This window comes from Rhizobium indicum (genome assembly GCF_005862305.2).
Lineage (GTDB): Bacteria > Pseudomonadota > Alphaproteobacteria > Rhizobiales > Rhizobiaceae > Rhizobium > Rhizobium indicum.
In genome coordinates this window covers 4,137,646-4,161,066 of sequence record NZ_CP054021.1, presented here as the reverse complement: position 1 = coordinate 4,161,066, position 23,421 = coordinate 4,137,646, and the positions used below count along the sequence as shown (strand labels likewise).

General features: G+C 61.4%; 20 protein-coding genes and 1 pseudogene. 5 read left to right on the top strand and 16 right to left on the bottom strand.

Annotated elements, in window-relative coordinates; all coding sequences use genetic code 11:
• Positions 1-105: 105 nt before the first annotated feature.
• The 10 genes from FFM53_RS20075 to dnaG form a co-directional block, all read right to left on the bottom strand.
• Entirely contained in the window at positions 106-1,200 is a 1,095-nt protein-coding gene (locus tag FFM53_RS20075; RefSeq protein WP_138386971.1) for a DUF930 domain-containing protein, read from the bottom strand.
• Between the two features lie 35 nt (positions 1,201-1,235).
• Complete coding sequence (locus FFM53_RS20070) at positions 1,236-1,973, bottom strand: DUF930 domain-containing protein (RefSeq protein ID WP_138386970.1); 738 nt, start codon at positions 1,971-1,973, stop codon at positions 1,236-1,238.
• A 175-nt stretch (positions 1,974-2,148) separates the two neighbouring features.
• On the bottom strand, positions 2,149-2,442 hold the full coding sequence (locus FFM53_RS20065; protein ID WP_003541605.1) for a GYD domain-containing protein: 294 nt from the start codon (positions 2,440-2,442) through the stop codon (positions 2,149-2,151).
• 319 nt (positions 2,443-2,761) lie between these two features.
• Positions 2,762-4,819, bottom strand: a complete 2,058-nt coding sequence (rpoD, locus tag FFM53_RS20060; protein ID WP_018074040.1) for an RNA polymerase sigma factor RpoD — start codon at positions 4,817-4,819, stop codon at positions 2,762-2,764.
• 468 nt (positions 4,820-5,287) lie between these two features.
• Positions 5,288-5,635, bottom strand: a complete 348-nt coding sequence (locus tag FFM53_RS20055) for a GFA family protein (RefSeq protein WP_138386969.1) — start codon at positions 5,633-5,635, stop codon at positions 5,288-5,290.
• A gap of 9 nt (positions 5,636-5,644) precedes the next feature.
• Complete coding sequence (gene tdh, locus FFM53_RS20050) at positions 5,645-6,682, bottom strand: L-threonine 3-dehydrogenase (RefSeq protein ID WP_138330444.1); 1,038 nt, start codon at positions 6,680-6,682, stop codon at positions 5,645-5,647.
• Between the two features lie 221 nt (positions 6,683-6,903).
• Positions 6,904-8,091 (bottom strand): glycine C-acetyltransferase, encoded by a 1,188-nt coding sequence (locus FFM53_RS20045; protein ID WP_138386968.1) that lies wholly within the window; start codon positions 8,089-8,091, stop codon positions 6,904-6,906.
• 67 nt (positions 8,092-8,158) lie between these two features.
• On the bottom strand, positions 8,159-8,887 hold the full coding sequence (locus tag FFM53_RS20040) for a class I SAM-dependent methyltransferase (protein ID WP_138386967.1): 729 nt from the start codon (positions 8,885-8,887) through the stop codon (positions 8,159-8,161).
• Positions 8,888-8,956: 69 nt separating this feature from the next.
• Entirely contained in the window at positions 8,957-10,825 is a 1,869-nt protein-coding gene (gene recQ, locus FFM53_RS20035; RefSeq protein WP_138386966.1) for a DNA helicase RecQ, read from the bottom strand.
• Positions 10,825-12,834, bottom strand: coding sequence for a DNA primase (gene dnaG, locus FFM53_RS20030; RefSeq protein WP_138386965.1), 2,010 nt, complete (start codon positions 12,832-12,834; stop codon positions 10,825-10,827). The genes recQ and dnaG overlap by 1 nt, the downstream gene beginning before the upstream one ends.
• Before the next feature lie 670 nt (positions 12,835-13,504).
• On the opposite strand from dnaG, the gene FFM53_RS20025 reads away from it, so the two are divergent.
• Positions 13,505-14,395, top strand: coding sequence for a hypothetical protein (locus tag FFM53_RS20025; RefSeq protein ID WP_138386963.1), 891 nt, complete (start codon positions 13,505-13,507; stop codon positions 14,393-14,395).
• 3 nt (positions 14,396-14,398) lie between these two features.
• Here the strand turns inward: FFM53_RS20025 and FFM53_RS20020 are convergent, their stop codons facing one another.
• Positions 14,399-14,854, bottom strand: a complete 456-nt coding sequence (locus FFM53_RS20020; RefSeq protein WP_138386962.1) for a GatB/YqeY domain-containing protein — start codon at positions 14,852-14,854, stop codon at positions 14,399-14,401.
• 269 nt (positions 14,855-15,123) lie between these two features.
• Between FFM53_RS20020 and carA the strand changes: the two genes are divergently transcribed.
• Together carA and FFM53_RS20010 are read left to right on the top strand one after the other, a co-directional pair.
• On the top strand, positions 15,124-16,329 hold the full coding sequence (gene carA / locus FFM53_RS20015; protein WP_011652894.1) for a glutamine-hydrolyzing carbamoyl-phosphate synthase small subunit: 1,206 nt from the start codon (positions 15,124-15,126) through the stop codon (positions 16,327-16,329).
• A 128-nt stretch (positions 16,330-16,457) separates the two neighbouring features.
• A complete protein-coding gene (locus FFM53_RS20010; RefSeq protein ID WP_138386961.1) occupies positions 16,458-16,778 on the top strand; it encodes an antibiotic biosynthesis monooxygenase in 321 nt (106 codons plus the stop codon).
• Between the two features lie 10 nt (positions 16,779-16,788).
• Here FFM53_RS20010 and FFM53_RS20005 read toward each other — a convergent pair whose 3' ends face one another.
• From FFM53_RS20005 to FFM53_RS19995, 3 genes are all read right to left on the bottom strand, one after another.
• Positions 16,789-18,192 (bottom strand): MATE family efflux transporter, encoded by a 1,404-nt coding sequence (locus tag FFM53_RS20005; RefSeq protein WP_138386960.1) that lies wholly within the window; start codon positions 18,190-18,192, stop codon positions 16,789-16,791.
• Between the two features lie 142 nt (positions 18,193-18,334).
• Positions 18,335-19,579, bottom strand: a complete 1,245-nt coding sequence (locus FFM53_RS20000) for a TCR/Tet family MFS transporter (protein WP_138386959.1) — start codon at positions 19,577-19,579, stop codon at positions 18,335-18,337.
• Entirely contained in the window at positions 19,572-19,874 is a 303-nt protein-coding gene (locus tag FFM53_RS19995; protein ID WP_138330435.1) for a hypothetical protein, read from the bottom strand. The genes FFM53_RS20000 and FFM53_RS19995 overlap by 8 nt, the downstream gene beginning before the upstream one ends.
• 130 nt (positions 19,875-20,004) lie before the next feature.
• Here FFM53_RS19995 and FFM53_RS19990 point away from each other — a divergent pair.
• Positions 20,005-20,998: pseudogene (locus tag FFM53_RS19990) on the top strand (aldo/keto reductase).
• 56 nt (positions 20,999-21,054) lie between these two features.
• Here the strand turns inward: FFM53_RS19990 and ypfJ are convergent.
• Positions 21,055-21,975 carry a KPN_02809 family neutral zinc metallopeptidase gene (gene ypfJ / locus FFM53_RS19985; protein WP_138386958.1) on the bottom strand — a complete coding sequence of 307 codons (921 nt, stop codon included), beginning with the start codon at positions 21,973-21,975 and terminating at the stop codon, positions 21,055-21,057.
• A 77-nt stretch (positions 21,976-22,052) separates the two neighbouring features.
• Positions 22,053-22,583, bottom strand: coding sequence for a DUF2306 domain-containing protein (locus tag FFM53_RS19980; protein WP_138386957.1), 531 nt, complete (start codon positions 22,581-22,583; stop codon positions 22,053-22,055).
• 47 nt (positions 22,584-22,630) lie between these two features.
• Between FFM53_RS19980 and FFM53_RS19975 the strand changes: the two genes are divergently transcribed.
• Positions 22,631-23,407 (top strand): LytTR family DNA-binding domain-containing protein, encoded by a 777-nt coding sequence (locus FFM53_RS19975; RefSeq protein WP_138386956.1) that lies wholly within the window; start codon positions 22,631-22,633, stop codon positions 23,405-23,407.
• The last annotated feature ends 14 nt before the right edge of the window (positions 23,408-23,421 follow it).

The following is a 23,421-nucleotide window of genomic DNA, read 5'->3' as shown; positions in this document are numbered from 1 at the left end:
TCTGTCCTCTACTTCACCGGAATCATCACGGCCATGAAAAGAGGCTAGGTGCGGTTCCTTGCGCGTGGCTTGTTCCCGATGAGACGCAATCCGGGATCGCTAGGACTAGTCACGAATTTCATATTTCGCATACTGACTGCGGGGGATCAATCCACCAACTTCGTAGGCAAACGACACGACTTTCGTGGCGTCCTCATCCAACTCGCAACGGAAGCGAACCTGGTACCAGCCTTTAGCTGTGCCAAAGGCTGCATCCGGCACATCAAGGACGGTCCCGCTTCGCAACCCGAAACTAGGCAATGCGGACGGGAAATAACTCGGCGAACCATGAACCAGTTGGCCCTGAAGTTCGGTAGTGCAAAGCGTGGCCACTCGCTCTTTGCGCGGAAGGCCATCGATCGCAGTCTGCGCAAGCAAATTACCATCTCCCATGCGCGAAAACAGCGTTTTTGCCTTGGGCAGGTCGTTGTTTTTAGCGACCGCTTTCGGCTTTTCAGCGGTCTTCTGCTCCGGCGGCTTGGCCTGCTCGATACTGGTCGTGGCTTCGCCAGACACGTCTGTCGGCGGCCCGTTGGGCTTCGGAGAAACGTCTGTTGTCGCAACCTCTGGAAGCTTCACATCATCTGGCACGGGCTTTGAAGCAGGCGTTTCAGTTTCAGGTTTTTCCGCAGCAGCCTGTGTCGGCATCTGCTCAGGTTCGGCATCGTGCTGCGGCGGAGTTGTTGCGGGTTTGGTTTCGCCTTGAGAAGAATTTCCCGCGAACGATTTTTCGGGGCCGCTATTCCTGTCACCAAACTCGATGACAGGGTTCAGGGTCGGCATAGGCCTCGGCTTAGCTTGCTTGGGAGTCTTGCTGGCCGGCGGAGGTGGCGGAGGCGGTGGGGGCGGTTCCTTCTTGGCCTGCTCCGGCGGCTTCGGCTCCGGTGGCTTTTCCTTGGGCTTGGGCTCCGGCTTTTTCTCCTCCGGCGGCGGGACGAGTTCCACCTTCACGCTCTCGTCTTCAACAGGCTTCGGCTCGATCTTCGGCAGCCCGAAAATCAGAAGAGCAACGATAGGAATATGCGCAGCAACGGACGCGACGACGCCCCAGCGGATTTCAGGCCGCTGCTTTCCCGTTTCGTGCTGCGCTTCCGCCGGTTCTACGTCTTCTTCTGTCACAGCAGCGATGTGGCCTCTAAAGCCGGCAGCATCAAGCCACAAAAGAAAAAAACCGCGTGATCGAGCAGCGATGAGGGTTATTGGTCGGCCGCGCCATCGTCGGCCACCAGATTGTGCTCCTGCCATTCATCTTGGGGAATGGCATCGCCGACGAGGAAGGCGAAGGACGCGACCTTGCCGGAGCCGGCATCGAGCTCACATTTGAACTGGATGTTGTACCACTTGCGTTTGCTGCGGAAGGCGCCGCCGCTGACCTCGACGCTGTTGCCGCTGACCTTCTCCGCCGCCATCGCATAGGGGGCGAGCACATCCGGCGCCATAGCCGGCTGCGCCCGGCGGACCTGCTCCAGCGCCTCGAGATCACAGAGCTGCAGATTGCGCTCGCTGCCGGCAAGGTCACGCAGTGCCTCGCGGGCGCGGCGGCTGCGTGGATCGGCAAGGAGCTTGTCGGAAAACAGCTGTCTTGCCTCGACGAATTCCGCCGGCTTTTGCACCGGCAAAGTAATCGGTGCCACAGAAGGCATTACCGCAGCTGGCGGATTATTTGTCACCGGCGCCGCCGGCTCGGCTTCGGGTTTTGCCGCCTCAGGCTTTGCCTGTTCCGGCGAAGGCGTCTTGGCGGGCTCTGGCATTTTCAGCTGTTCCACAGCCTGCGGGACGATCTCCACCGAGAGACCGTCATCCGGCAATGGCAGCGGCGGCTCCGCCTTCGGCAGCAGTAGCAGCAGAAGCAGGATCGCGATGACATGCAGTGCGAACGACACCGCAGCGCCTCGCCGGATCCCGTCATCCCATGTGTCCGCCGCCAGTTCCATCGGTCAGGAAGCGGCTGTCGAACGACCGGTGACGATCATGAAACTGAGGAGCGCTTTCATCATGAGCTTGCCGAAAAGTCGGGCCGGAGCCTGCCGCGGAAATTGAAGCACGCCGCGACACTGCCAGCGCAGCGAGTGCTCCGCAACATCTAAGATCGACGATCTCCGGCTCCGGCTACCCGAGCGAGCCGATGAGATCCCGGTAGGCGGCCTCCGGGAATGCCTTCAGCGTCTCAGTGCGGACATTGCCGCCCATCGCCAGCGACAGGGTAAAATGCGCCATGACGGCGTCATCGGGCGCCTCGCAGACGGCGACCATGTCATGCCCGCCCATCGTCAGGTAGAATTGGTTTATGGAGCCTCCGACGCTGGTGAGCAATTTCTTCGCGGCATCGAGCCGTTTTGCCGAGTCGCGCACATTGCGGATGCCCTGATCCGTCCAATTGATCAAAAGAATGTAAGTGGTCATGTCGCACCTCCCAGAGCATGATGCCGAAGAGTGTGAGAGCTTTCCGGACAACGTCATGCTCTATTTTTCTGGCGTAGATCCAAATTCAGATTTTGGCCGGTCAAGCCTAAAATTATTCGGATCTAGGGAGGCTGGGTCATGCAGGTATACGTCGACCCTCGGTCGCGCGTTGCGATCGATGCCTTCCCCCGTGGCCGGATTATAGGCTTGTCACCGTGGAGGGACAAGAAAGGCGCAGGGATCATTGGTATTAATCAGGAAAAGTAAAAGCCGGGCGCGAAGCCCGGCTTTTCCAAATCAGAACGGTGTGGCCGAAGCCTTAGCTGTCGAGGAAGCTTCTGAGCTTCCTGGAGCGGCTCGGATGCTTCAGCTTGCGCAGCGCCTTCGCCTCGATCTGGCGGATACGTTCGCGGGTGACCGAGAACTGCTGGCCGACTTCTTCGAGCGTGTGGTCGGTGTTCATGCCGATGCCGAAGCGCATGCGCAGCACACGTTCTTCGCGAGGCGTCAGCGAGGCGAGAACACGGGTCGTCGTTTCGCGTAGGTTCGCCTGGATGGCGGCGTCGATCGGCAGCAGCGCGTTCTTGTCCTCGATGAAATCGCCGAGATGCGAATCCTCTTCGTCACCGACAGGGGTTTCGAGCGAGATCGGCTCCTTGGCGATCTTCAGGACCTTGCGGACCTTTTCGAGCGGCATGGCGAGCTTTTCGGCCAGTTCTTCCGGCGTCGGCTCGCGACCGATCTCGTGCAGCATCTGGCGCGATGTGCGGACGATCTTGTTGATCGTCTCGATCATGTGCACCGGAATGCGGATCGTGCGGGCCTGGTCGGCGATCGAACGGGTGATCGCCTGACGGATCCACCATGTCGCATAGGTCGAGAACTTGTAACCGCGGCGGTATTCGAACTTGTCGACCGCTTTCATCAGGCCGATATTGCCTTCCTGAATGAGGTCGAGGAACTGCAGGCCGCGGTTGGTGTACTTCTTGGCGATGGAGATGACGAGGCGAAGGTTCGCTTCGACCATTTCCTTCTTGGCGATGCGCGCTTCGCGCTCGCCCTTCTGCACCATATGGACGATGCGGCGAAATTCCGAGATCGAGATACCGGTTTCGGTCGCCAGATTCTGGATTTCCTGGCGGATGTCGCGGATCGTCGTGTTTTCGCCCCTGGCGAATTCCTTCCAGCCGCGGGCGGCCAGATTGCCGATCGACTTCATCCAGTTCGGATCGAGCTCAGCGCCCTGATACTGCTCGAGGAAGGAGTCGCGCTTGACGCCGTAGGATTCGGCCAGACGCAGCAGGCGGCCCTCGTTGGAAACGAGGCGCTTGTTGATGTCGTAGAGCTGCTCGACGAGGGCGTCGATGCGGTTCTGGTTCAAGGACAGAGATTTGACGGCCTTGATGAGCTCATCTTTGAGTTCCTTGTAGCGGCGCTCCTGGGCAGTGGACAGCGTGCCGGAAGCCGACAGCCGCTGCTCGACCTGCTGGTCCTGCAGCTTGCGCAGCTTCTTGTAGGTCTCGGCGATCGTATCGAGCGTCTCCATCACCTGCGGGCGAAGCTCGGCTTCCATCGCCGCCAGCGAAAGGTTGGATTCGTCCTCGTCCTCTTCCTCCTCCTCGGGAGGCAGGCCTTCGCCGCCGACATCGGTGATGTCGTCGTCGCCGGAGCGGGCGCGACGGGTCTTTTCCTTCTCTTCTGCGAGCTTGCGATCGGCTTCGATCTTCTCGGGGCTCTGGAACTGCGGCGCAGCCTTGGCTTCAGGACCGGAATAGGTCGTTTCGAGATCGATGATCTCGCGCAGCAGCGTCGTGCCTTCGTTGAGTTCGTCGCGCCAGATGATCAGCGCCTGAAAGGTCAGCGGGCTCTCGCAGAGACCCGCGATCATCGTCTCGCGGCCAGCCTCGATGCGCTTGGCGATCGCGATTTCGCCCTCGCGGGACAGAAGCTCCACCGAGCCCATCTCGCGCAGGTACATGCGAACCGGATCGTCGGTACGGTCGGTCGGTTCTTTTTTCTTGGCGGTCGCAAGTGCCGTGCCGCTCGAAGGCGCGAGTTCGCCGCCTTCGCTCTCCTCGTCGCCGCCGGCGTCGTCGTCATCGCTGCCGCCGGAAGCACCGGCTTCCTCGGCTTCCTCGTCCTCGATGACGTTGATGCCCATGTCGGACAGCATCGACATCGTGTCTTCGATCTGCTCGGACGTCACTTCTTCGGACGGCAGGACCGCGTTAAGCTCGTCCATGGTCACATAGCCGCGCTTCTTGGCGGCCTTGATCATCTTCTTGACCGCGTCGTCGGAAAGATCGAGAAGAGGGCCGTCGCTTGCGCCGTCGCGTTCGACTTCCGCGTCTTCGTTCTCTTTGACCTTGGTTGCCATTTATATCGTCGCCTTCCTGACGCTATCCAATCTCGCTACGGTGAACGGGTTGTCTCAGGGCCTGACGCGCCGCACGCGCCGCCCTCGAATCACCTTTGCCCACCTAACGGGATGACATTTAAAGCCTGATTAACCACGATTACCGGCACCGGACAGCAAAGCTTTCTTGCTCTTGGATTTCCGGCCATGGTTGCGCGATCCGCCTTTGACCCAGTTCACCATTCAACAAGTCGAACGGTGATTCCCACATTTTTTGTTCTCGTCAAGCTTTTCCCGAAAAAAAGCCCACAAAAATACGGAAAAAGCCTTATCCACAGGCTTTGAACCGCGGCAGCGATTGCGAACCCTTATTTAAGATGCGGCGAACAAAAGACAAGGGCAGCAAATATTTTGCCCGCCGCACCAGTCGTTTCCACCATTTTTGCAGTCACGCCGAGGAACTATTCGCCATTGCCTGACGGATATCGGCTAACGCGCCGCGCCGTCATACGCCTTCACCGTCAGCGCGCCGATATCCACCGCGGGAATGCAGCGCAGATTGATCGAAGCCATGGCCGCGCCGTTCGGACCCACAGCCTCGCCGAACGGTGCGATGCCGCAATTGGCGCAGAAGTGATGCTGAATGACATGCCGGTTGAAAGTATAGGTCGAGACATTGTCCTCCGGTGTTGTCAGCACCAGTTTCTCGCGCGGCACGAAGGCGAGAAGTCCGCCGCGCCTGCGGCAAAGCGAACAATTGCAGTCGAGCGCCTCGGTGAATTCGCCTTCGACCTCGAAAGCCACATTGCCGCAATGGCAGCTTCCTTCATAGAGCATGTCGTCTCCTCACATCCAATCCATCACAACCTTGCCGGAATTGCCCGACCGCATCGCCTCGAAGCCGTCGCGGAAATCGTCGATGCCGATCCGGTGGGTGATGATGGGCGCGAGATCGAGGCCGCCCTGAACGAAGGCGATCATCTTGTACCAGGTCTCGAACATCTCGCGGCCGTAGATGCCCTTGAGATTGAGCATCTTGAAGATCACCTTGTTCCAGTCGATTTCGAAGCCCGCAGGCGCGATGCCGAGGATGGCGATCTTGCCGCCATTGTTCATCTTGTCGATCATATCGCGGAAGGCAGGTGCGGCCCCCGACATTTCCAGCCCGACGTCAAATCCTTCCGTCATGCCGATCGCCTTCATCACGTCGGCGAGGTTTTCCTTCGATGCGTCGACGACGTGATCGATGCCGAGCTTGTGCGCCAGCTCCAGCCGGTGCGGATTGATATCGGTGATGACGACCTTGCGGGCGCCGGATCGCTTGGCGACCAGCGCGCCCATGATGCCGATCGGCCCGGCGCCGGTGACAAGCACGTCCTCGCCGACGAGATCGAAGGAGAGCGCGGTGTGCACGGCATTGCCGAACGGATCGAAGATCGCGGCGATCTCGTCGGAAATATCATCCGGGATCGGCACGACATTGCTTTCGGGAATGCAGACAAACTCCCCGAAGGAGCCCGGGCGGTTGACGCCGACACCGAGCGTATTGCGGCAGAGATGCCCCCTGCCCGCCCGGCAGTTGCGGCATTTGCCGCAGACGATATGCCCCTCGCCGGAAACCCGCTCGCCGACATGATAGCGGGTGACCGCCGAACCGATCTCGGCGATCTCGCCGGAGAATTCATGGCCGACCACCATCGGCACCGGAATGGTCTTCTGCGCCCACTGGTCCCAGTTCCAGATATGGACGTCGGTGCCGCAGATCGCCGATTTCTTCACCCGGATCAGCACATCGTTCGGCCCGACCTCGGGCACCGGCACATTCTCCATCCAGAGCCCGACCTCGGGTTTTGCTTTGACCAGCGCCTTCATCATGTTCGACATCGATGATATCCCGCCCTTGTTCTGGTGCTCGACTTTGCTATCCCCTCTTCTCCCTACCGGGGAGAAGGTGCCCGTAGGGCGGATGAGGGGGCGGCACGGCACGCCATATAACGCTTACTTTGTTTCTCGCTTGCCGCTCGAAACTTCGCTTCGCTCACCCCCTCATCCGACCCCTTCGGGCCAGCTTCTCCCCGCTGGGGAGAAGAGGGAGCAAGCCTCACTCAAATCACACCCAATTCCCGCCCTGTCTCGGCAAAGGCCGCGATCGCCCGCTCCACATCTGCCCGCGAATGCGCCGCCGACATCTGCGTGCGGATGCGGGCCTGGCCTTTCGGCACGACAGGAAAGGAGAAGCCGATCACATAGATCCCCTTCTTCAGCATCAGGCTTGCCATGTCCTGCGCAAGCTTGGCATCACCCAGCATGACGGGGATGATCGGATGGCCTTTGCCGGCAAGCGTGAAGCCGAGCTTGGTCATTTCGCTGCGGAAGAGATCGGCATTGTCCGAAAGGCGCTTGCGCAGGGCATCGCCGTTTTCGATGAGGTCGAACACCTTGAGCGAGGCAGCCGCGATAACGGGCGCCAGCGTGTTCGAGAACAGATAGGGCCGCGAGCGCTGCCGCAGCCACTCCACAACCTCGGCCTTCGCCGAAGTATAACCGCCCGAGGCGCCGCCGAGCGCCTTTCCGAGCGTGCCGGTGATGATGTCGATCCGGCCCTCGACGCCGCAATATTCCGGCGACCCACGGCCGTTCTTGCCGACGAAGCCGACCGCATGGCTATCATCGACCATGACCATCGCCCCGTATTTCTCGGCGAGATCGCAGACGCCGCCCAAGTTGGCGATGATGCCGTCCATCGAGAAGACGCCGTCGGTGGCGATCAGCTTGAAGCGGCTGCCTTCGGCTTTCTTCAGCTCCTCTTCGAGCGCTGCCATATCGTTGTTGGCGTAGCGGAAGCGCTTGGCCTTCGAAAGCCTGACGCCGTCAATAATCGAGGCGTGGTTTAGCGCGTCGGAGATGATTGCATCCTCTTCGGAGAGCAGCGTTTCGAACAGGCCGCCATTGGCGTCGAAGCAGGAGGAATAGAGGATCGTGTCTTCCATGCCGAGGAAGGAGGAGATGCGCGCTTCGAGCTGCTTGTGCTCTTCCTGCGTGCCGCAGATGAAGCGCACCGAGGCCATGCCGTAGCCGTATCGGTCGAGCGCCTGCTTGCCGGCCTCGGCCAGCTCCTTGTTGTCGGCAAGGCCGAGATAGTTGTTGGCGCAGAAATTCAGCACCCGCTCGCCGGTGGAAATCGCGATCTCGCCCGCCTGCTTGGAGCTGATGACGCGCTCGGATTTGTAGAGGCCGGCATCCTTCAGCGCTGAGATCTCGTTGCTGAGATGGGAGAGAAATTGCGAGGTCATGGACGGCCTTTCCCAGAGATTTCCGTTTTGCCCGCCGGGTTAGCATATTGCCGCCGGCTTGTCTTCTTCAGCGCTGGACCGCAATCAGCAGGAATATCGGCCGGTCCATCTCCTCCGCCCAATCCGGATTGTCGTGGATCTCATCTTCGTTCGGGCTCCACTCCTCGACATGGCGAATGGCAAAACCGGCCGCGATCAAGGTGTTGAGCGTCGTGCCGAGCTTGCGGTGCTGCTTGACGACACCCTTGGCGAGCCAGTCGGTGGTGCGCGGACCTTCGACGGAATAGCGGTCGAGCGGCCAGATGCGCCGCCCCTCGGCATCGGCTGCCCAGGCGGGATTGGTCGGCGCCATGAAGATCGGATGCTCGATGGTGAAAACGAATTGCGATCCCGGCAAAAGCGCGCGATAGACAGTCGCGGCGAGACCGGCAAAATCCTCGATATAATGCAGCGCCAGCGAGCTATAGGCGAAATCGAAAGAAGCTTGAGCAAGCGTGAGATGCTCGAGATCGGCGATCTCGTAGGTGATCGCCGCATCCGCCGTATCGGCCCTTGCTCTTGCGATCATCTTTGCCGAGATGTCCAGCGCAAGCACGCTTGCAGCACCCTGACTCACGGCAAAACGCGAAAACCAGCCGAAGCCGCAGCCGAGATCGACAACACGCTTGCCGGAAAGATCGGGCAGCAGCGCACGCACCGCCGGCCACTCCGATGCTCCGTCGAGCCCGTGCAAGGATCGCCTCATGCCGCTATATCCGGCGAAGAATTCCGGTCGGTCGTAGATATTCTGGGCCATCGGCGCTCCTCCTTTAGAGGCAGCACTACCATGCCCCCTTGCCCGATCTCAAGGATCAGGCGGGTCCCCTCAGCCGTTGTCCTGCGCCAGGATGATCTCCAGGAAGGCATCGCCGTAACGCTCAAGCTTCGCCTGCCCGACGCCTGATATGGCGAGCAATTCCTTGCGGCTGCGCGGCTTCTCCGTGGCGAAGGCGATCAGCGTCGTATCGGGGAAGACGACATAGGGCGGCACGCCGAGCGATTTCGCAATCGCCATGCGCTCGGCCCGCAGCGCCTCGAAGAGACTGCCGTCGGCGCCCGATAGTCCCGACTTGCGCTCGTTGCGCTCCGCCTTCTTCGTGCGCCGTTCCGAGGCCGGGCGGTCCTTGCGGAAGAACACCTGCCGCTCGTGCTTGAAGACGGGGCGCGCCTCCGGCTCGAGCTTCAGCGCCCCGAAGGCCTCGTGGTCGACGCGGATCAGCCCCATGGCAAGCAACTGGCGGAAGACCGACTGCCAGACGCGCGCCGGGATATCCTTGCCGGCACCGAAGACCGGCATTTCGGTGTGGCCGAAACGTTCGGTCTTTTCGTTGACGTTGCCGAGGAGCACGTCGACGACATGGCCAGCGCCGAAACGCTCGCCAGTGCGATAGATGGCGGCCAGCGCCTTGATCGCCGCTTCCGTGCCCTCCCAGGTCTCGACCGGCTTCAGGCAGGTATCGCAATTGCCGCACTGGCCGGCATGCGCCTCGCCGAAATGGGCAAGGATCGCCTGGCGGCGGCAGGAGGCGGTCTCGCAGATCGCCAGCAATGCGTTGAGCTTGGCGCGCTCGACCCGCTTGATTTCGGCGGCGGCACTGCCCTCGTCGATCATCCGGCCGCGCTGGATGACGTCGGCCATGCCATAGGCCATCCAGACCTCGGACGGCAGACCGTCACGCCCGGCGCGGCCGGTCTCCTGATAATAGGCTTCCACAGAACCCGGCAGGTCGAGATGGGCGACATAACGCACGTTCGGCTTGTCGATGCCCATGCCGAAGGCGACGGTGGCGACCAGGCAAAGATTCTCTTCTTTCAGGAAGGCATCCTGATTGGCGTCACGAACCGCCCTGTCCATGCCGGCATGGTAGGCAAGCGCGCGAATGCCCTGCCCGTTCAGCCATTCGGCCGTATCCTCGACCTTGGCGCGCGACAGGCAATAGACGATGCCGCTGTCGCCCTTGTGGCCGGACAGGAACCGCAACAGCTGCTGGCGCGGCTGGTCACGCTCGACGATCTCGTAGGCAATATTCGGTCGGTCAAAGCTGGTGGTGAAGATCCGGGCTGTATCCAAACCCAGCCGCTCGATCATGTCGTCGCGCGTATGCGGATCGGCCGTCGCCGTCAGTGCCACTCTGGGCACACCGGGATATTGCTCGCCGAGCCGGCCGAGCGCACGATATTCCGGCCGGAAATCATGGCCCCATTGCGAGACGCAATGGGCCTCGTCAATCGCAAGCAGCGCGATCTTCTCGTTGGCGATCAGATCGCGGAAACCATCGGTCAAAATGCGCTCGGGCGTTACGTAGAGAAGGTCGAGTTGGCCTGCCGAAAGCGCGCGGCGAACCTCGACGAACTCCTCGCGCGACAGCGACGAATTGAGCGCGGCCGCCCGGATGCCGAGCTGCTTCATCGCCTCCACCTGATCGCGCATCAGCGCAATCAGCGGCGAAACGACGATGCCGACGCCGTCGCGGCAGAGCGCCGGAATCTGGAAGCACAGCGATTTACCCGCACCTGTGGGAAAGAGCACGACCGCATCGCCGCCGGAAACCACGTGCTCGACCACCTGCTGCTGCTTGCCGCGGAAGGAGGAATAGCCGTAGACCTGCTTGAGGATATCGAGCGGCGAGCGGCCGGAAGAAAATAGCGCGCCGGAAGCGGAAAAGCCCGGTTCGTTTCGTTCGGTCAGCGACATCAGTGGTTCGCCGCCCCTTTGACGCGGCCGGAAAGCACGCCGAAGCCATCGATGATGGCCTCCTGGTTCTCAAGGCGCACCCCTTCGAAATGCACTTCCTGCTGCGCTCGCATCAGCTGAACGATCGCCTCGCCGTCGCCGGCTTCGGTTGCCAGCGCGATCTCGCGCTCGAGCTCGATCTTCTGCCGGCGCAGCGCCTTCGCCCGCTTGTGGGAGGCCAGCGCCTGGCGGTATCCCTCACGCGCATCCTCCATCGCCGCCTGCTCGGTCGCGATCCACAGCCGGGCATTGCGCACCTGCTGGTCGAGGCTCTTGATGAGCGGGCCGAAGCCTTCGAATTCCAGCCTTTCGGTCAGATATTCGCGCGTCAGATGCGGGGCGGCGACGGAAGCCGCTGCTCCCAGCATCGCCGACCAGAGCCGCTGCAGCTCGCGGCTGTCATATTCGATCGCGGCAATCTCGTCATAATCGTCGATCATCAGCGAGGGGTGATTGACGACGGTCAGCGCCAGCACGCATTCGCGCAGCGCCGTATTGTTCTGGTGGCCGCGCACGGGACCCGAGCGGGCGAGCCTTTCTGAAATGACGCTGGGGCTTTTCGGCCCGGCCTTGCCGGCATTGTCGCGGCCCGTCCGGTAATTGCCATTGCCGTTGAAGCCGCCGCGGCGATCGCCATTGTTGCGGTTCTGGAACTGCGGCTGGAAGAAGGCGTTCAGCCGATCGCGAATATCCTGCTGGTAGTGACGGCGGACGTTTTCGTCGGCGATGACGGCGACCAGTTGCTTCAGCCGCGCCTCGAGCTCGGCGCGCGCCTCAGGCGTGTCGAACTTGCCGGTGTTGACCTCCCGGCTCCAAAGCATCTCGGAGAGCGGCTTTGCCTGGCTCATCACCTTGTCGAAAGGCGTGCGCCCGTCATCGCGCACGAGATCGTCGGGATCCTTGCCGTCGGGCAGAAGCGCGAAGCGAACGGAACGGCCGGGCTTCAGATGCGGCAGCGCCAGTTCGGCGGCGCGATTGGCCGCGCGGATGCCGGCACCGTCGCCGTCGAAGCAGAGCACCGGCTGCGGCACCATTTTCCAGAGCAGCTCGAGCTGGTTTTCGGTGAGCGCCGTGCCGAGCGGCGCAACGGCATTCTCGATGCCCGCCTGATGCAGCGCGATCACGTCCATATAGCCTTCGACGGCAATAATGGTGCCGGTCGCATTGTCGTCCTGAGAATCACCGCGGCCAGGTCCCTGGATCGCCCGCCGCGCACGGGCAAAATTGTAAAGAACATTGCCCTTGTGGAAGAGTTCAGTCTCGTTGGAGTTCAGATATTTCGCCGGCGCGTCGGCCGACATGGCGCGTCCGCCGAAAGCGATCACCTTTTCCCGCGACGACAGGATCGGGAACATGATGCGGTCGCGGAAACGATCGTAGGAAACCGGCACGTTTTCATGGACGACCAGACCGCAGGCCTCGATCTGCTCCTTGAGTACGCCCTTGCCAGCGAGGAATTCCTTGAGCGCATTGCGGCTGTCGGGCGCATAGCCGAGACGGAAGGTCTCGATGGTGCGCCCCGTCAATCCGCGGTCGCGCAGATAGGCGCGCGCCCTCGCCCCATTCGCCGTCTGCAGCTGATCCTGAAAAAATTGTGTCGCCATTTCCATGACGTCGATCAGCGAGCCGCGCTCCTTCTCGCGCTTCTCCATCACAGGGTCGGCAAGCGGCATCGGCACGCCGGCCATATCGGCGATCTGCTGTACCGCCTCGGGAAAACTCAGACCTTCAAGTTCTGTCAGGAAACGGAAATGGTCTCCTGTCACCCCACAGCCGAAGCAGTGATAGCGGCCCTTTCGGTCCTCGCAATGGAAGCTCGGCGATTTCTCGCCGTGGAACGGGCAGCAGGCCCAGTAGTCGCCGCGGGACACGTTGGTCTTGCGCTTGTCCCAGCTCACGCGGCGCGCAATCACGTTCGAAATCGGAACGCGGTCGCGAATATCATCGAGAAAGGTGTTGGAAAAGCGCATTTATACCTCTTGGCCAGCTCCCATATAAGCTGCTTTTCCGCTCCATGCCACGAAACTTGTCATGAAAACCCGCTATTCACAGGCTATGCGGCCGTCATCGGCGGCTCCGGTTATCCAATCAACAACGCGTTATCGCCCCCTGCGACAGGGTGCGACATTATTGTCTCTTCGGAGCAGGAATTCCGCCGTCAGAAAAGCTTCCGCGAGAGCGTGGACCTCCAACACAGTTGAGAAAAAATCTTTTTGAAACAAATGGTTATTCCATCAGGTGATTGCGCCTCATCATCCCTCGCGCCACCTCCCGAGAAGCCGCCTAGGCGCCTCCCAAACCGCCGATTCCGGCAATTATTATTTTTTTGTAATTTGAATACGCCGCCGCACCGCAATAGGTTCGATCTCAACAAAGCGATCCCCGAGCGAAGCACCATCCCTACCCCCGGCGCCGCTTCGCAAGGGTGCCTTTGCAAATACCCTCCGGCTTGGGCTTCGGCCCTGCGTGCCGGAGGAAGCAAAGAGCAAGAAGGCAGGAGCGCCCCCAGCTCCTGCCTTCTTAAATTTTGGGCTCTGCTGCGACAACTCTCCCTTTGAAATTAACCGCTTATCGATAAAACCGTTGACAGGCGGCGCTCGCATGAAAGATGTATGCGCCGAACTCCCTGGACCTCTCCAAATGGCTTTTACCGCGGACAACCTTGCAGCAGACGATCGCTTTCTCGCTGCCATCCTGCATTGCGCCGATCAGATGCTCGCCATCTATCGCGAGAGCCCGCGCATCGCCTCCATCTTCGCCGCGCAGCAGCGCTGGCTGATGGCCCATGCCGGCTTCGCGCTTCATTACGGCTATTCCGACGACGGGAAGAGCGGCGGCCTCTATTCCGGCCGCTTCATCGATTTTGCGGTCAGGAACGACATCGCCAGCCGCAACACGGCCGCAGCCTTCATGCAGGAAATGCTGGCCTATCGCTTCCTGCGGCCGGTTCCCGGCCCCGACAAGCGCACACGCTACCTGGAGCCTACCGAAATCGCCGAGCAGCATTTTACCCGATGGCTCGTCGCCCATATGATGATCCTCGACGGTCTCGACGGCGGTGAGCGCGCCGATAAGATTGCCGCCGATCCCTCGGCAATGATGGCAGCGATCCAGCCGCTGATCGCAAGGGCGATCATCGGGAGTGAAGCGGTCCGCAATCCGGGCGCCACCTTCAACCTCTTCAACTGGGCGAATTCCGGCGGGCTGGTGATGGACTACCTGATCTCGCGCCTTCCCGAATTTCCAAGGACGGCCGAACGCGTCGTGCTCGGCCCTCTGTCGCTCAGGGAAATCCGCGAACAGTTCATGATCTCCAATACCCACCTGAAGCGGCTTCTGATGCAGGCAGCAACCATGGAGAGCATTGGCTGGACCGAACCCTCCCGCAAGGGCGACTTCTGGCTGTCGGCCCATTTCATCCGCGAATACTGGAATTATCAGGCGGCGAAATTCGCCATCATCGATGCCGCCGCCGAAGCGGTGCTCGGGCCTGCGGTCCGTGACGAACCGCAGGCAAGGCAAGTTGTCTGAGGCTTATCCGTTCAACAGTTCCTTGACGGTCGCCGACGCCTTGGCGAAATCCATCTGGCCGGCATAACGCTCCTTCAGCGCCGCCATTACCTTGCCCATGTCCTTGCCGCCTGCGGCACCCGTTTCAGTGATGATCGCCGAGACGTTGGCGCGCACTTCGCCGTCCGAAAGCTGCTTCGGCATGAAATCCTGGATGACGATGATTTCGGCGCGCTCCTTGGCGGCAAGCTCCGGCCGGGAATTCTCCTCGTAGATCTTGGCCGATTCGTCACGCTGCTTCACCATTTTGGCGAGGATCTGCAGAATCTCGTCGTCGCTCGCCTGCTCCTTGCCGGTGCCGCGGTTGGCGATATCGCGGTCCTTGACCGCGGCCTGAATCAGCCGGACGGTGGAAAGCCGCTCCGCATTCTTGGCCTTCATCGCCTCTTTCAGCTGGGTGGCGAGTTGATCGCGCAGCATGGTCTTCACTCCTGTTTTGATGCCGCTTCATAAACCACGCTGATGCGGCGGATCAAATAAATTGCGCGGTCAGTGCGATAAAGCGCAGGAAAACGGCCGCGATCTCGGCTACAAAGATTGACGCTAAGCGATTGCGTGGCTATTTACCGCCACCTGCACCAAAATTCGTGATCAGGCCTGAAGCGCGCGGCATTGCCGTGTCCACACGCCTGCGAAATCAAATGGCGACGAGCGCGGCAACGCGCCCACCTGCCGGAAACGGGATGAAGATGACCGCGACAGCACCCTGGACAATCGAAAAGCCGACCGCCCTGCTCGTTCTTGCCGACGGCACGGTCATCGAAGGCAAGGGCATCGGCGCCACCGGCAAGGTGCCGGCCGAAGTGGTCTTCAACACAGCGCTCACCGGCTATGAGGAGATCCTGACGGACCCCTCCTATCTCGGCCAGATCGTCACCTTCACCTTCCCGCATATCGGCAATATCGGCACCAATGATGAAGACATCGAGGACCTGACGCCTGCCGCCCGCCACGGCGCCGTTGGCGTCATCTTCAAGGCCGACATCACTGAGCCCTCGAACTACCGCGCCGCCAAGCACCTCGACCAATGGCTGAAGGCCCGCGGCGTCATCGGTCTCTGCGGCATCGACACGCGCGCACTGACCGCCTGGATCCGTGAGAACGGCGCTCCGAACGCGGTCATCGCCCACGATCCGAACGGCGTCTTCGACATCGAGACGCTGAAGGCCGAAGCCAAAGCCTGGAGTGGGCTTGAAGGTCTCGACCTCGCCAAGATCGCCTCGTCGGGCCAGTCCTCGCAATGGACCGAAACGCCGTGGGTCTGGAATGAAGGCTACGGTGAACTCAAGGCAACGGACGCGAAATACCACGTCGTCTGCCTCGATTACGGCGTCAAGCGCAACATCCTGCGCCTGTTTGCCGGCCTCGACTGCAAGGTGACCGTCGTGCCGGCCGCGACGAGCGCCGAAGACGTGCTCGCCATGCAGCCGGACGGCATCTTCCTGTCGAACGGCCCGGGCGATCCGGCGGCAACCGGCGACTATGCCGTGCCTGTCATCAAGACGCTGATCAAGACCGATATCCCAGTCTTCGGCATCTGCCTCGGCCACCAGATGCTGGGTCTCGCACTCGGCGCGAAGACCGAGAAGATGCATCAGGGCCATCACGGCGCCAACCACCCCGTCAAGGACCATACGACCGGCAAGGTCGAGATCGTCTCGATGAACCACGGCTTCGCGGTCGACTCGAAGTCGCTGCCGGATGGCGTTGAAGAGACTCATATTTCGCTTTTCGACGGCACCAATTGCGGCCTGCGCGTCCTCGGCAAGCAGGTCTTCTCGGTCCAGCACCATCCGGAAGCCTCTCCGGGCCCGCAGGACAGCCACTATCTCTTCCGCCGCTTCATCAACATGGTGCGCGAGAAGAAGGGCGAACCGGCGCTCGCCGAACGCTGATTTCAAATAATTCACACTTCTGATGAAGGCTCGCACAGGTGGGCCTTTTTCTTCGTTCGTATATTGACCTCAACCTAACTTGAGGAATTACAGAGCTACCTGCAAACATATGATGCAGGAGAGAATGGATGAACGGCGTTTTCTACAGGATCGACAAGTTCGCCGTACCGCCCCCGGCGCGCGACGAGTTCCTGATGCATATGGTATGCACACATACCTTGCTGCAGGCGCAGGAAGGCTTCACCCGTCACTCCGTCCTGGAACAGGTCGCCGGACCCGGCGAATTCAACTTCGTGGCGATCGCCGAATGGGAAAATGCCGAGGCGTTCGAGCGGTCGCAGGCAGCGGTCGCCGCCGCGCAGGCAACGGCGAACCTTAGTCCGCAGGAAATGTTCGAACGGCTCGGCATCCGCGCCGATATCGCCGGCTACAAGCCGGTCGCAGCCTGATCAGGAGATATCAGGCGCCCGCCGTCACTCCCTCCCGGCGAAGAAGAAGGTAGAAGCGCGCGCAGAGCATGACGGCAGCCGCCGCCAGCCCGACGAGGAAGCCGAACCAGATGCCGATGCCGCCGAAACCGAGCGGGAAGGCAAAGGCCCAGGCGAGGAAGAAGCCGATCGGCCAGTAGGCGATCAACGCCATGATCATCGGCACACGGGCGTCCTTGAGGCCGCGCAGCAATCCATTGGCGATCACCTGCAGCCCGTCGACCAGCTGGAAAAGGCCGGCAACGACGATCAGCGGCCCGGCATAGGCAAGTACCTCGGGCGCCTCGGGCGAGTTGACGTCGAGGAACCAGCTGCCGAGGAATTGCGGCATGGAGGCAAAGAGCACGCTGCCCACCGCCGAAATGGCGCAGGCGAGGACGAGCACGGTGATCGAAGCGCGCACCAGCCCCTGATAATCGCCCTGCCCGTGGGCGACACCGACGCGCACCGTTGCCGCCTGGCTGAGGCCGAGCGGAATCATGAAGGCGATCGAGGCCCATTGCAGGGCAATGCCATGAGCCGCAAGCTCGATGGTGCCGATATAGCCCATCAGCAGCGAAGCCACCGTGAACAGGCTGACCTCGGCAAGGATGGTGACGCTGATCGGGAAACCGAGCCGGATGACCTCCAGCAGCGCGTGCCAGTCGGGTTTCCAGAACCGCACGAAGATCTCGTAGCGCCGCGTCTCTTCCCGCCGCTGCACGAAAGCCAGGATGAAGAGGAAGCCGGCTGTCTGCACCACGACCGAAACGATCGCCGCACCCTCGAGCCCCATCGCCGGAAAGCCGAAATGGCCGAGTACGAGGATATAGGCAAAGATCGCGTTCATCACCAGCGTGGCGATGGTGACGTTGAGGATGATGCCCGCCTTGCCGATGGCGCTGACGAGCGAGCGCATGACGTTGAAGAGCAGCGCCGGCAACACGCCGAACTGACCGATCATGATGTAGCCGTGTGCGAGCTTGGCCACCTCGGGCTTCTGCTGCGCAAAAAGCAGGATCTGTTCCGCATTGAAGAAGGCCGGTTGCATGATGATCCAGAATCCGATCACCACCCAGAGACCCATGCGCAGCGATCGGCGCACCGAGACGACGTCGCCGCGGCCATAGGCCTGGGCCACCAGCGGAATGACGGCGATCGCAAAGCCCGATCCGAAGATAAGGATCGTGAAGAGGAATTGGGCCGACAGCACCATCGCCGCCAGCTGCTCGGCGCCGAGACGTCCGATGATCATCACGTCGGTGGTGTGGATGCCGAGCTGAGCGAGCTGGGCGCCGATCAGCGGAATGCCGAGCGCCAGCGTGGCACGGAAATGTGCGCTCCAACGATTATCGTTTGTCGGCGCAAGTCTGCGCGCGTCGATCGGCGTGTCCATGACACCAGTCCTGTGATTGAAATATGCGTCGCCGCAGCTTGCGGCGAAATATCATCCGGGCTTAGATCAAAGCCCTGCAAAGAACTACCCCAAATGAGGCAGATGATGAAAAATTCATCATCGCATCAGCGTTTCTGATCGATCAACCGGCCGCTTCCAGCGCCTCAGCCGGCTCGCGGACCCGGACCCGCAGGAGGAACACGCCGGCGGCCACCAGGATGAACAGGGCGGCGGCAAGATAGGGCGCGCCGGCAAAAGTGACCGGCGCCTCGGGCCGCGTGAAGTAACCGAACATCTGCGTGAAGATCAACGGTCCGGCGATGGTGGTGACGCTGCTGAGGCTGGTAAGCGCGCCCTGCAGCTCACCCTGCGCCGAAGGCGGCACCATGCCGGCGGCAATGCTGCGCAGCGGCGGATCGGCGACGTTTTCCATGACAGTCGCAACGATGATGACATAGACGACCCAGCCCTCCCAGGCGAAGGCATAGCCGGTGAGACCGACGGCCGAGAAGCACAGGCCGAGAAGAGCGGTCTTCCACTCGCCGAGCACCGGCACGATCCGCGGCAGAACCAGCCCCATGACGATCACGGCGCCGATGCCGTAAATGCCGAGCGACAGGCCGATCTGTCCCTCGCTCCAGCCGTAGCGATAGGTCGAGACGAACGACCAGACCGAGGGATAGACGGCATGCGCCAGGAAAAACAGGAACATGACGAGGCTGACCCAGCCGATGCCAGGATAATGGCGCATCTGGCGCAACGCGCCGAGCGGATTGGCACGTTTCCACTCGAACCGGCGGCGGTTCTTCGCCTCCAGCGTCTCGGGCAAAAGGAAACAGGCGGCGATGAAATTCAGAAGCGACAGCGCAGCCGCGCCGAGGAACGGCACACGCGGGCCGAATTCGCCGAGGACACCGCCAACGACGGGGCCGATGGTGAAGCCGACGCCGAAGGCGATGCCGATCAGCCCGAAATTTTTCGCCCGGTTCTCCTCCGTGCTGATATCGGCGATATAGGCCGAGCAGGTGGCGAAACTGCCGCCACTGATACCAGCAAGCACGCGGCCGACGAACAGCATCCAGAAGCTGGTGGCGATGCCGCAGATGAAATTGTCGATCGCGAAGGTCAGCACCGAAAGCAACAGGATCGGCCGGCGGCCGAAACGGTCGGACAGGTTTCCGAGCAGCGGCGCGAACAGGAATTGCATGCCGGCATAGACGAGCATCAGCCAGCCGCCGTCAATCGCTGCGTCGCTGACGCTGTCGCCGGTCAGCTGCTCCAGATAGGCGGGCAGCACCGGCATGATGATGGCAATACCGATAATGTCGAGGAAGAGGATGATGAAGACCAGGAAAAGGCCGCGGCGAACGAATTTAGGGTCAAGCATGAGGCATCTCTACAGCGGTTGCTTCTGAAAAGACGATCTCGTCGCCGAGAAAGTGACATAGCTCAGAAAAGAAACCGAAACAATCCGTGAACATTTCAAAGTTTTTGATAATGCTCAACGGGAAATTTATGAGAGGCCTCAACCGATGGGCGCGCGCTGCCGTTCCAGCTTCAGGAGATCGAGAGCCGCCCAGCGGATCGCCGGGCGAAGAGTCCCTTGCAATCGCCGCGACGGCATCCAGATCACCAGAGAAGCCCAGTCCAAGAGAAGACTGGTCCAAGAGAAGACCGGTCATTGTGCATTTCGCCGCACAGCCTGTTCGATGCCGTCCGATTATCGCCCGAATGCGAAAGCGGTAGAACGGTATCGAGGACGACGCCCGGCGCGGATGTCCGATCGCGCGGCGCAAACTGATGGAGAAAACAATGCAGACCTATCGTTTGGGAAAGACCGGACCCGATGTCTCGGCCATCGGCCTCGGCTGCATGGGCATGTCGGGCATGTACGGCCCCTCCGATCGCGCAGAAAGCATCGCGACGATCCATGCCGCGCTCGATGCCGGCATCAACCTGCTCGACACCGGCGATTTCTACGGCATGGGCCATAACGAAATGCTGATCGGCGAGGCATTGAAGGGTCGCAGGCGCCAAGACGCCGTCATCAGCGTCAAGTTCGGCGGCCTGCGCGATCCCGTCGGCGGCTGGAGCGGCATCGACGCCCGCCCGGTCGCGGTGAAGAACTTCCTCAGCTATACGCTGCAGCGCCTCGGCGTCGACTACATCGACATCTACCGTCCCGCCCGCCTCGATCCGAACGTGCCGATCGAGGACACGGTCGGCGCCATCGCCGACATGGTCAAGGCGGGTTATGTCAAGCATATCGGCCTGTCGGAAGTCGGCGCCGACACGATCCGCCGCGCCGCCACTGTGGCCCCAATCGTCGACCTGCAGATCGAATATTCGCTGATCTCGCGCGGCATCGAGGAGAAGATCCTGCCGACGACACGTGAACTCGGCATTTCGATCACCGCATACGGCGTGCTCTCGCCCGGCCTGATCAGCGGCCACTGGCAGAAGGGTCAGGGCGGAACGGCCGGCGATTTCCGCGCCTACAGCCCGCGCTTCCAGGAAGGCAATATCGAGCAGAACCTCGCTCTGGTGGAGAAGCTGCGCGAGATTGCCAAGGCAAAGAGCGTCTCGGTCGCCCAGATCGCCATCGCCTGGGTCGCCGCCAAGGGCAAGGACATCGTCCCGATCATCGGCGCTCGCCGCCGCGACCGACTTGGAAGCGCTCGGCTCACGCGCCGTCGACCTGTCACCGGAAGACTTCGCCGTCATCGAACGCGCCGTGCCGAAAGACGCGGCGGCGGGTGGGCGTTATCCCGAGCATATGCTGCAGCATATGGACAGCGAGAAGTAAGCAAGGAGTGGAAGGGGCTGCGATGTGCTTCGTGCCATGCGCCCCTTCATCTCTCTTCAAACCGGTCCTGAGAAGGTATCGCAGGCCGACAGCTGGCCGCTGTCGAAGCCGCGCTTGAACCATTTGACCCGCTGCTCCGAGGTACCGTGGTTGAAGCTTTCCGGCACGACGTAACCCTGTGACCGCTTCTGCAGCGAATCGTCGCCGATCTGCTGGGCTGCGTTCAGCGCTTCCTCCAGATCGCCTGACTCGAGCAGGCCCTTCTGCTGGGTATATTTGCCCCAGATGCCCGCAAAGCAATCGGCCTGCAGCTCGACGCGCACCGACATCTTGTTGGCGTCGGCTTCGCTCATGCGCTGGCGGGCCTGGTTGAACTTCGGCAGGATGCCGAGCAGGTTCTGCACGTGATGACCGACCTCATGGGCAACGACATAGGCTTCGGCGAAATCGCCCGACGCGCCAAAGCGGTCGGAAAGCTCCTGGAAGAATTCGGTATCGAGATAGAGCTTGTGGTCACCGGGGCAGTAGAAAGGACCTGTTGCAGATGATGCGGAGCCGCAGGCCGATGCCGTCGAGCCCGAGAACAGCACGAGGCGCGGCTCCTCGTAATTTTGGCCCTGCGCCTGGAAGATGCCCTGCCAGGTATCCTCGGTCTCAGCAAGAACGGTGCGCATGAAGGCGGTCATCTCGTCATTGGCGGGCGCGCGTGTTCCGCCGGACTGGCTCTGCTCGTAGCCCGGGCCACTCGTCGTGCCGCCGGTCTCGAGCATCTGCAGCAGATCGATGCCCATCATCTTGAAGATGAAATAGATGACGACGAGGAAGATGATCGTGCCGATGCTGAGGCCGCCGCCGGCGCGGCGAACGCCGCCGCCGGAAGGAAAGTTGAAGCCACCGCCGCGGCCGAAACCGCCGCCGGTCGGACCGCCACGGCGATCCTCGATATTGTCGGACTGACGCCGGCCTCTCCATTCCATCTTCGCTCTCCCCGGCAATGCCTGTGCTTGCACTCAAGGAATCTATATATCCGTCGGCGGCCGGAATTCCAGCGACTTCATCGAGCAATCAGGCGCCCGCGTCGGCGACGCAGCACGATTGCGATCAGGATCGAGCCGATCACCGCCGCAGCAAGGACAGCCGGCCGTTCCGCGCCGGTGAAGACGACCGCATGGATGATCCGGCCGGGCAGGAAAGTGAACAGGCCGGCAAGCACGATGCCGCCGAAATAAAGGCCGGCGACGATGCGCTTATGCAGACGGATATCGCCGCGGCGAGCCGCCGCGATCGCATTCCAGCTGCCGAACAACGTTGCAATCGACAGGAGATGGATCGGGCTGAACCCATAGAAGAGATCGAGTTCGTGAATGAAGAAGCTCGATACCGCCGTGACAACCATCAGCGCCATCCAGATCCTGCCGAGCAGACGGTGCAGCGGCGTGCCCTTGGGGCGCAGCAGGATATAGGCGCCGAGAAGTGCCGCCGGCGTAACAGCAGTGACATGGATCTGAACGGCGAGCGGGGCGCCGAGGAGCGGTTCGAGGGTCATCAGCGACATCCGGTTGAATTCGGTCCTTCTTTCCGCCAAGACTTCATCCGCCTCAATCCGAACCGCGCAAACGGCAGGAAAACTTCGTGATTTACCTCTTCTTGCAATCCACGCTTCGCGAATTGCAGGTCTTTCTCCACTCCCGGCGCTTCTGGGGAACCTTTGCCGCGATCGTCCTGCTCTTTGCCTTCACCGGTCCCTACGGCACGATGGAAAGCATGGCCTTCGGCGAACGCCTCGCCTACTGGCTGAGCCTGCATGCCATTGCCTGGACGATCGCCATTCTCTGCGCAGTCGCAGCCGAAAGACTGCTGCAGGGAGTGATCGTTTCGATGTTCGCCCGCATGATGGCGGGCTCGCTCATAGCCGCCCTGCCGATCGGTTTTGCCATCGGCCTCGTCGACTATGTCTTCACCGGCGAAGCGACCACGCTGGAAAGCGGCCTGCAGCGCGCGCTTTTTGCGGTGCCGCTCTGCGCCCTCTTCTGCCTTTTGACCTACATGGCGATGAGCCAGAAAATAGCCGAAGCCGCAGCACCTACGGAAACCAGCCCCGCAGCCTCGATCCTCGACCGGCTGAAGACTGAGAATCGTGGCTCGCTGCTGCGCCTTTCCGTCCAGGATCACTATACCGAGGTGGTGACCAGCCGCGGGCGCGAACTGGTGCTCTTGCGTTTCGCCGATGCGCTGAAGGAAACCGCCGCGACGCCGGGCCTTCGCGTCCATCGCTCGCACTGGGTGGCCGACGCCCATGTCGAAAGCTTGAAACGCGACAATGGCAGGCTGCTGATCCTTACCCGCGACGGCACGGCAATACCGGTCAGCCGCAGCTATGCCGAGGATGTGCGCCACCGCTTCACGTAAAGAAGAGGCACCAA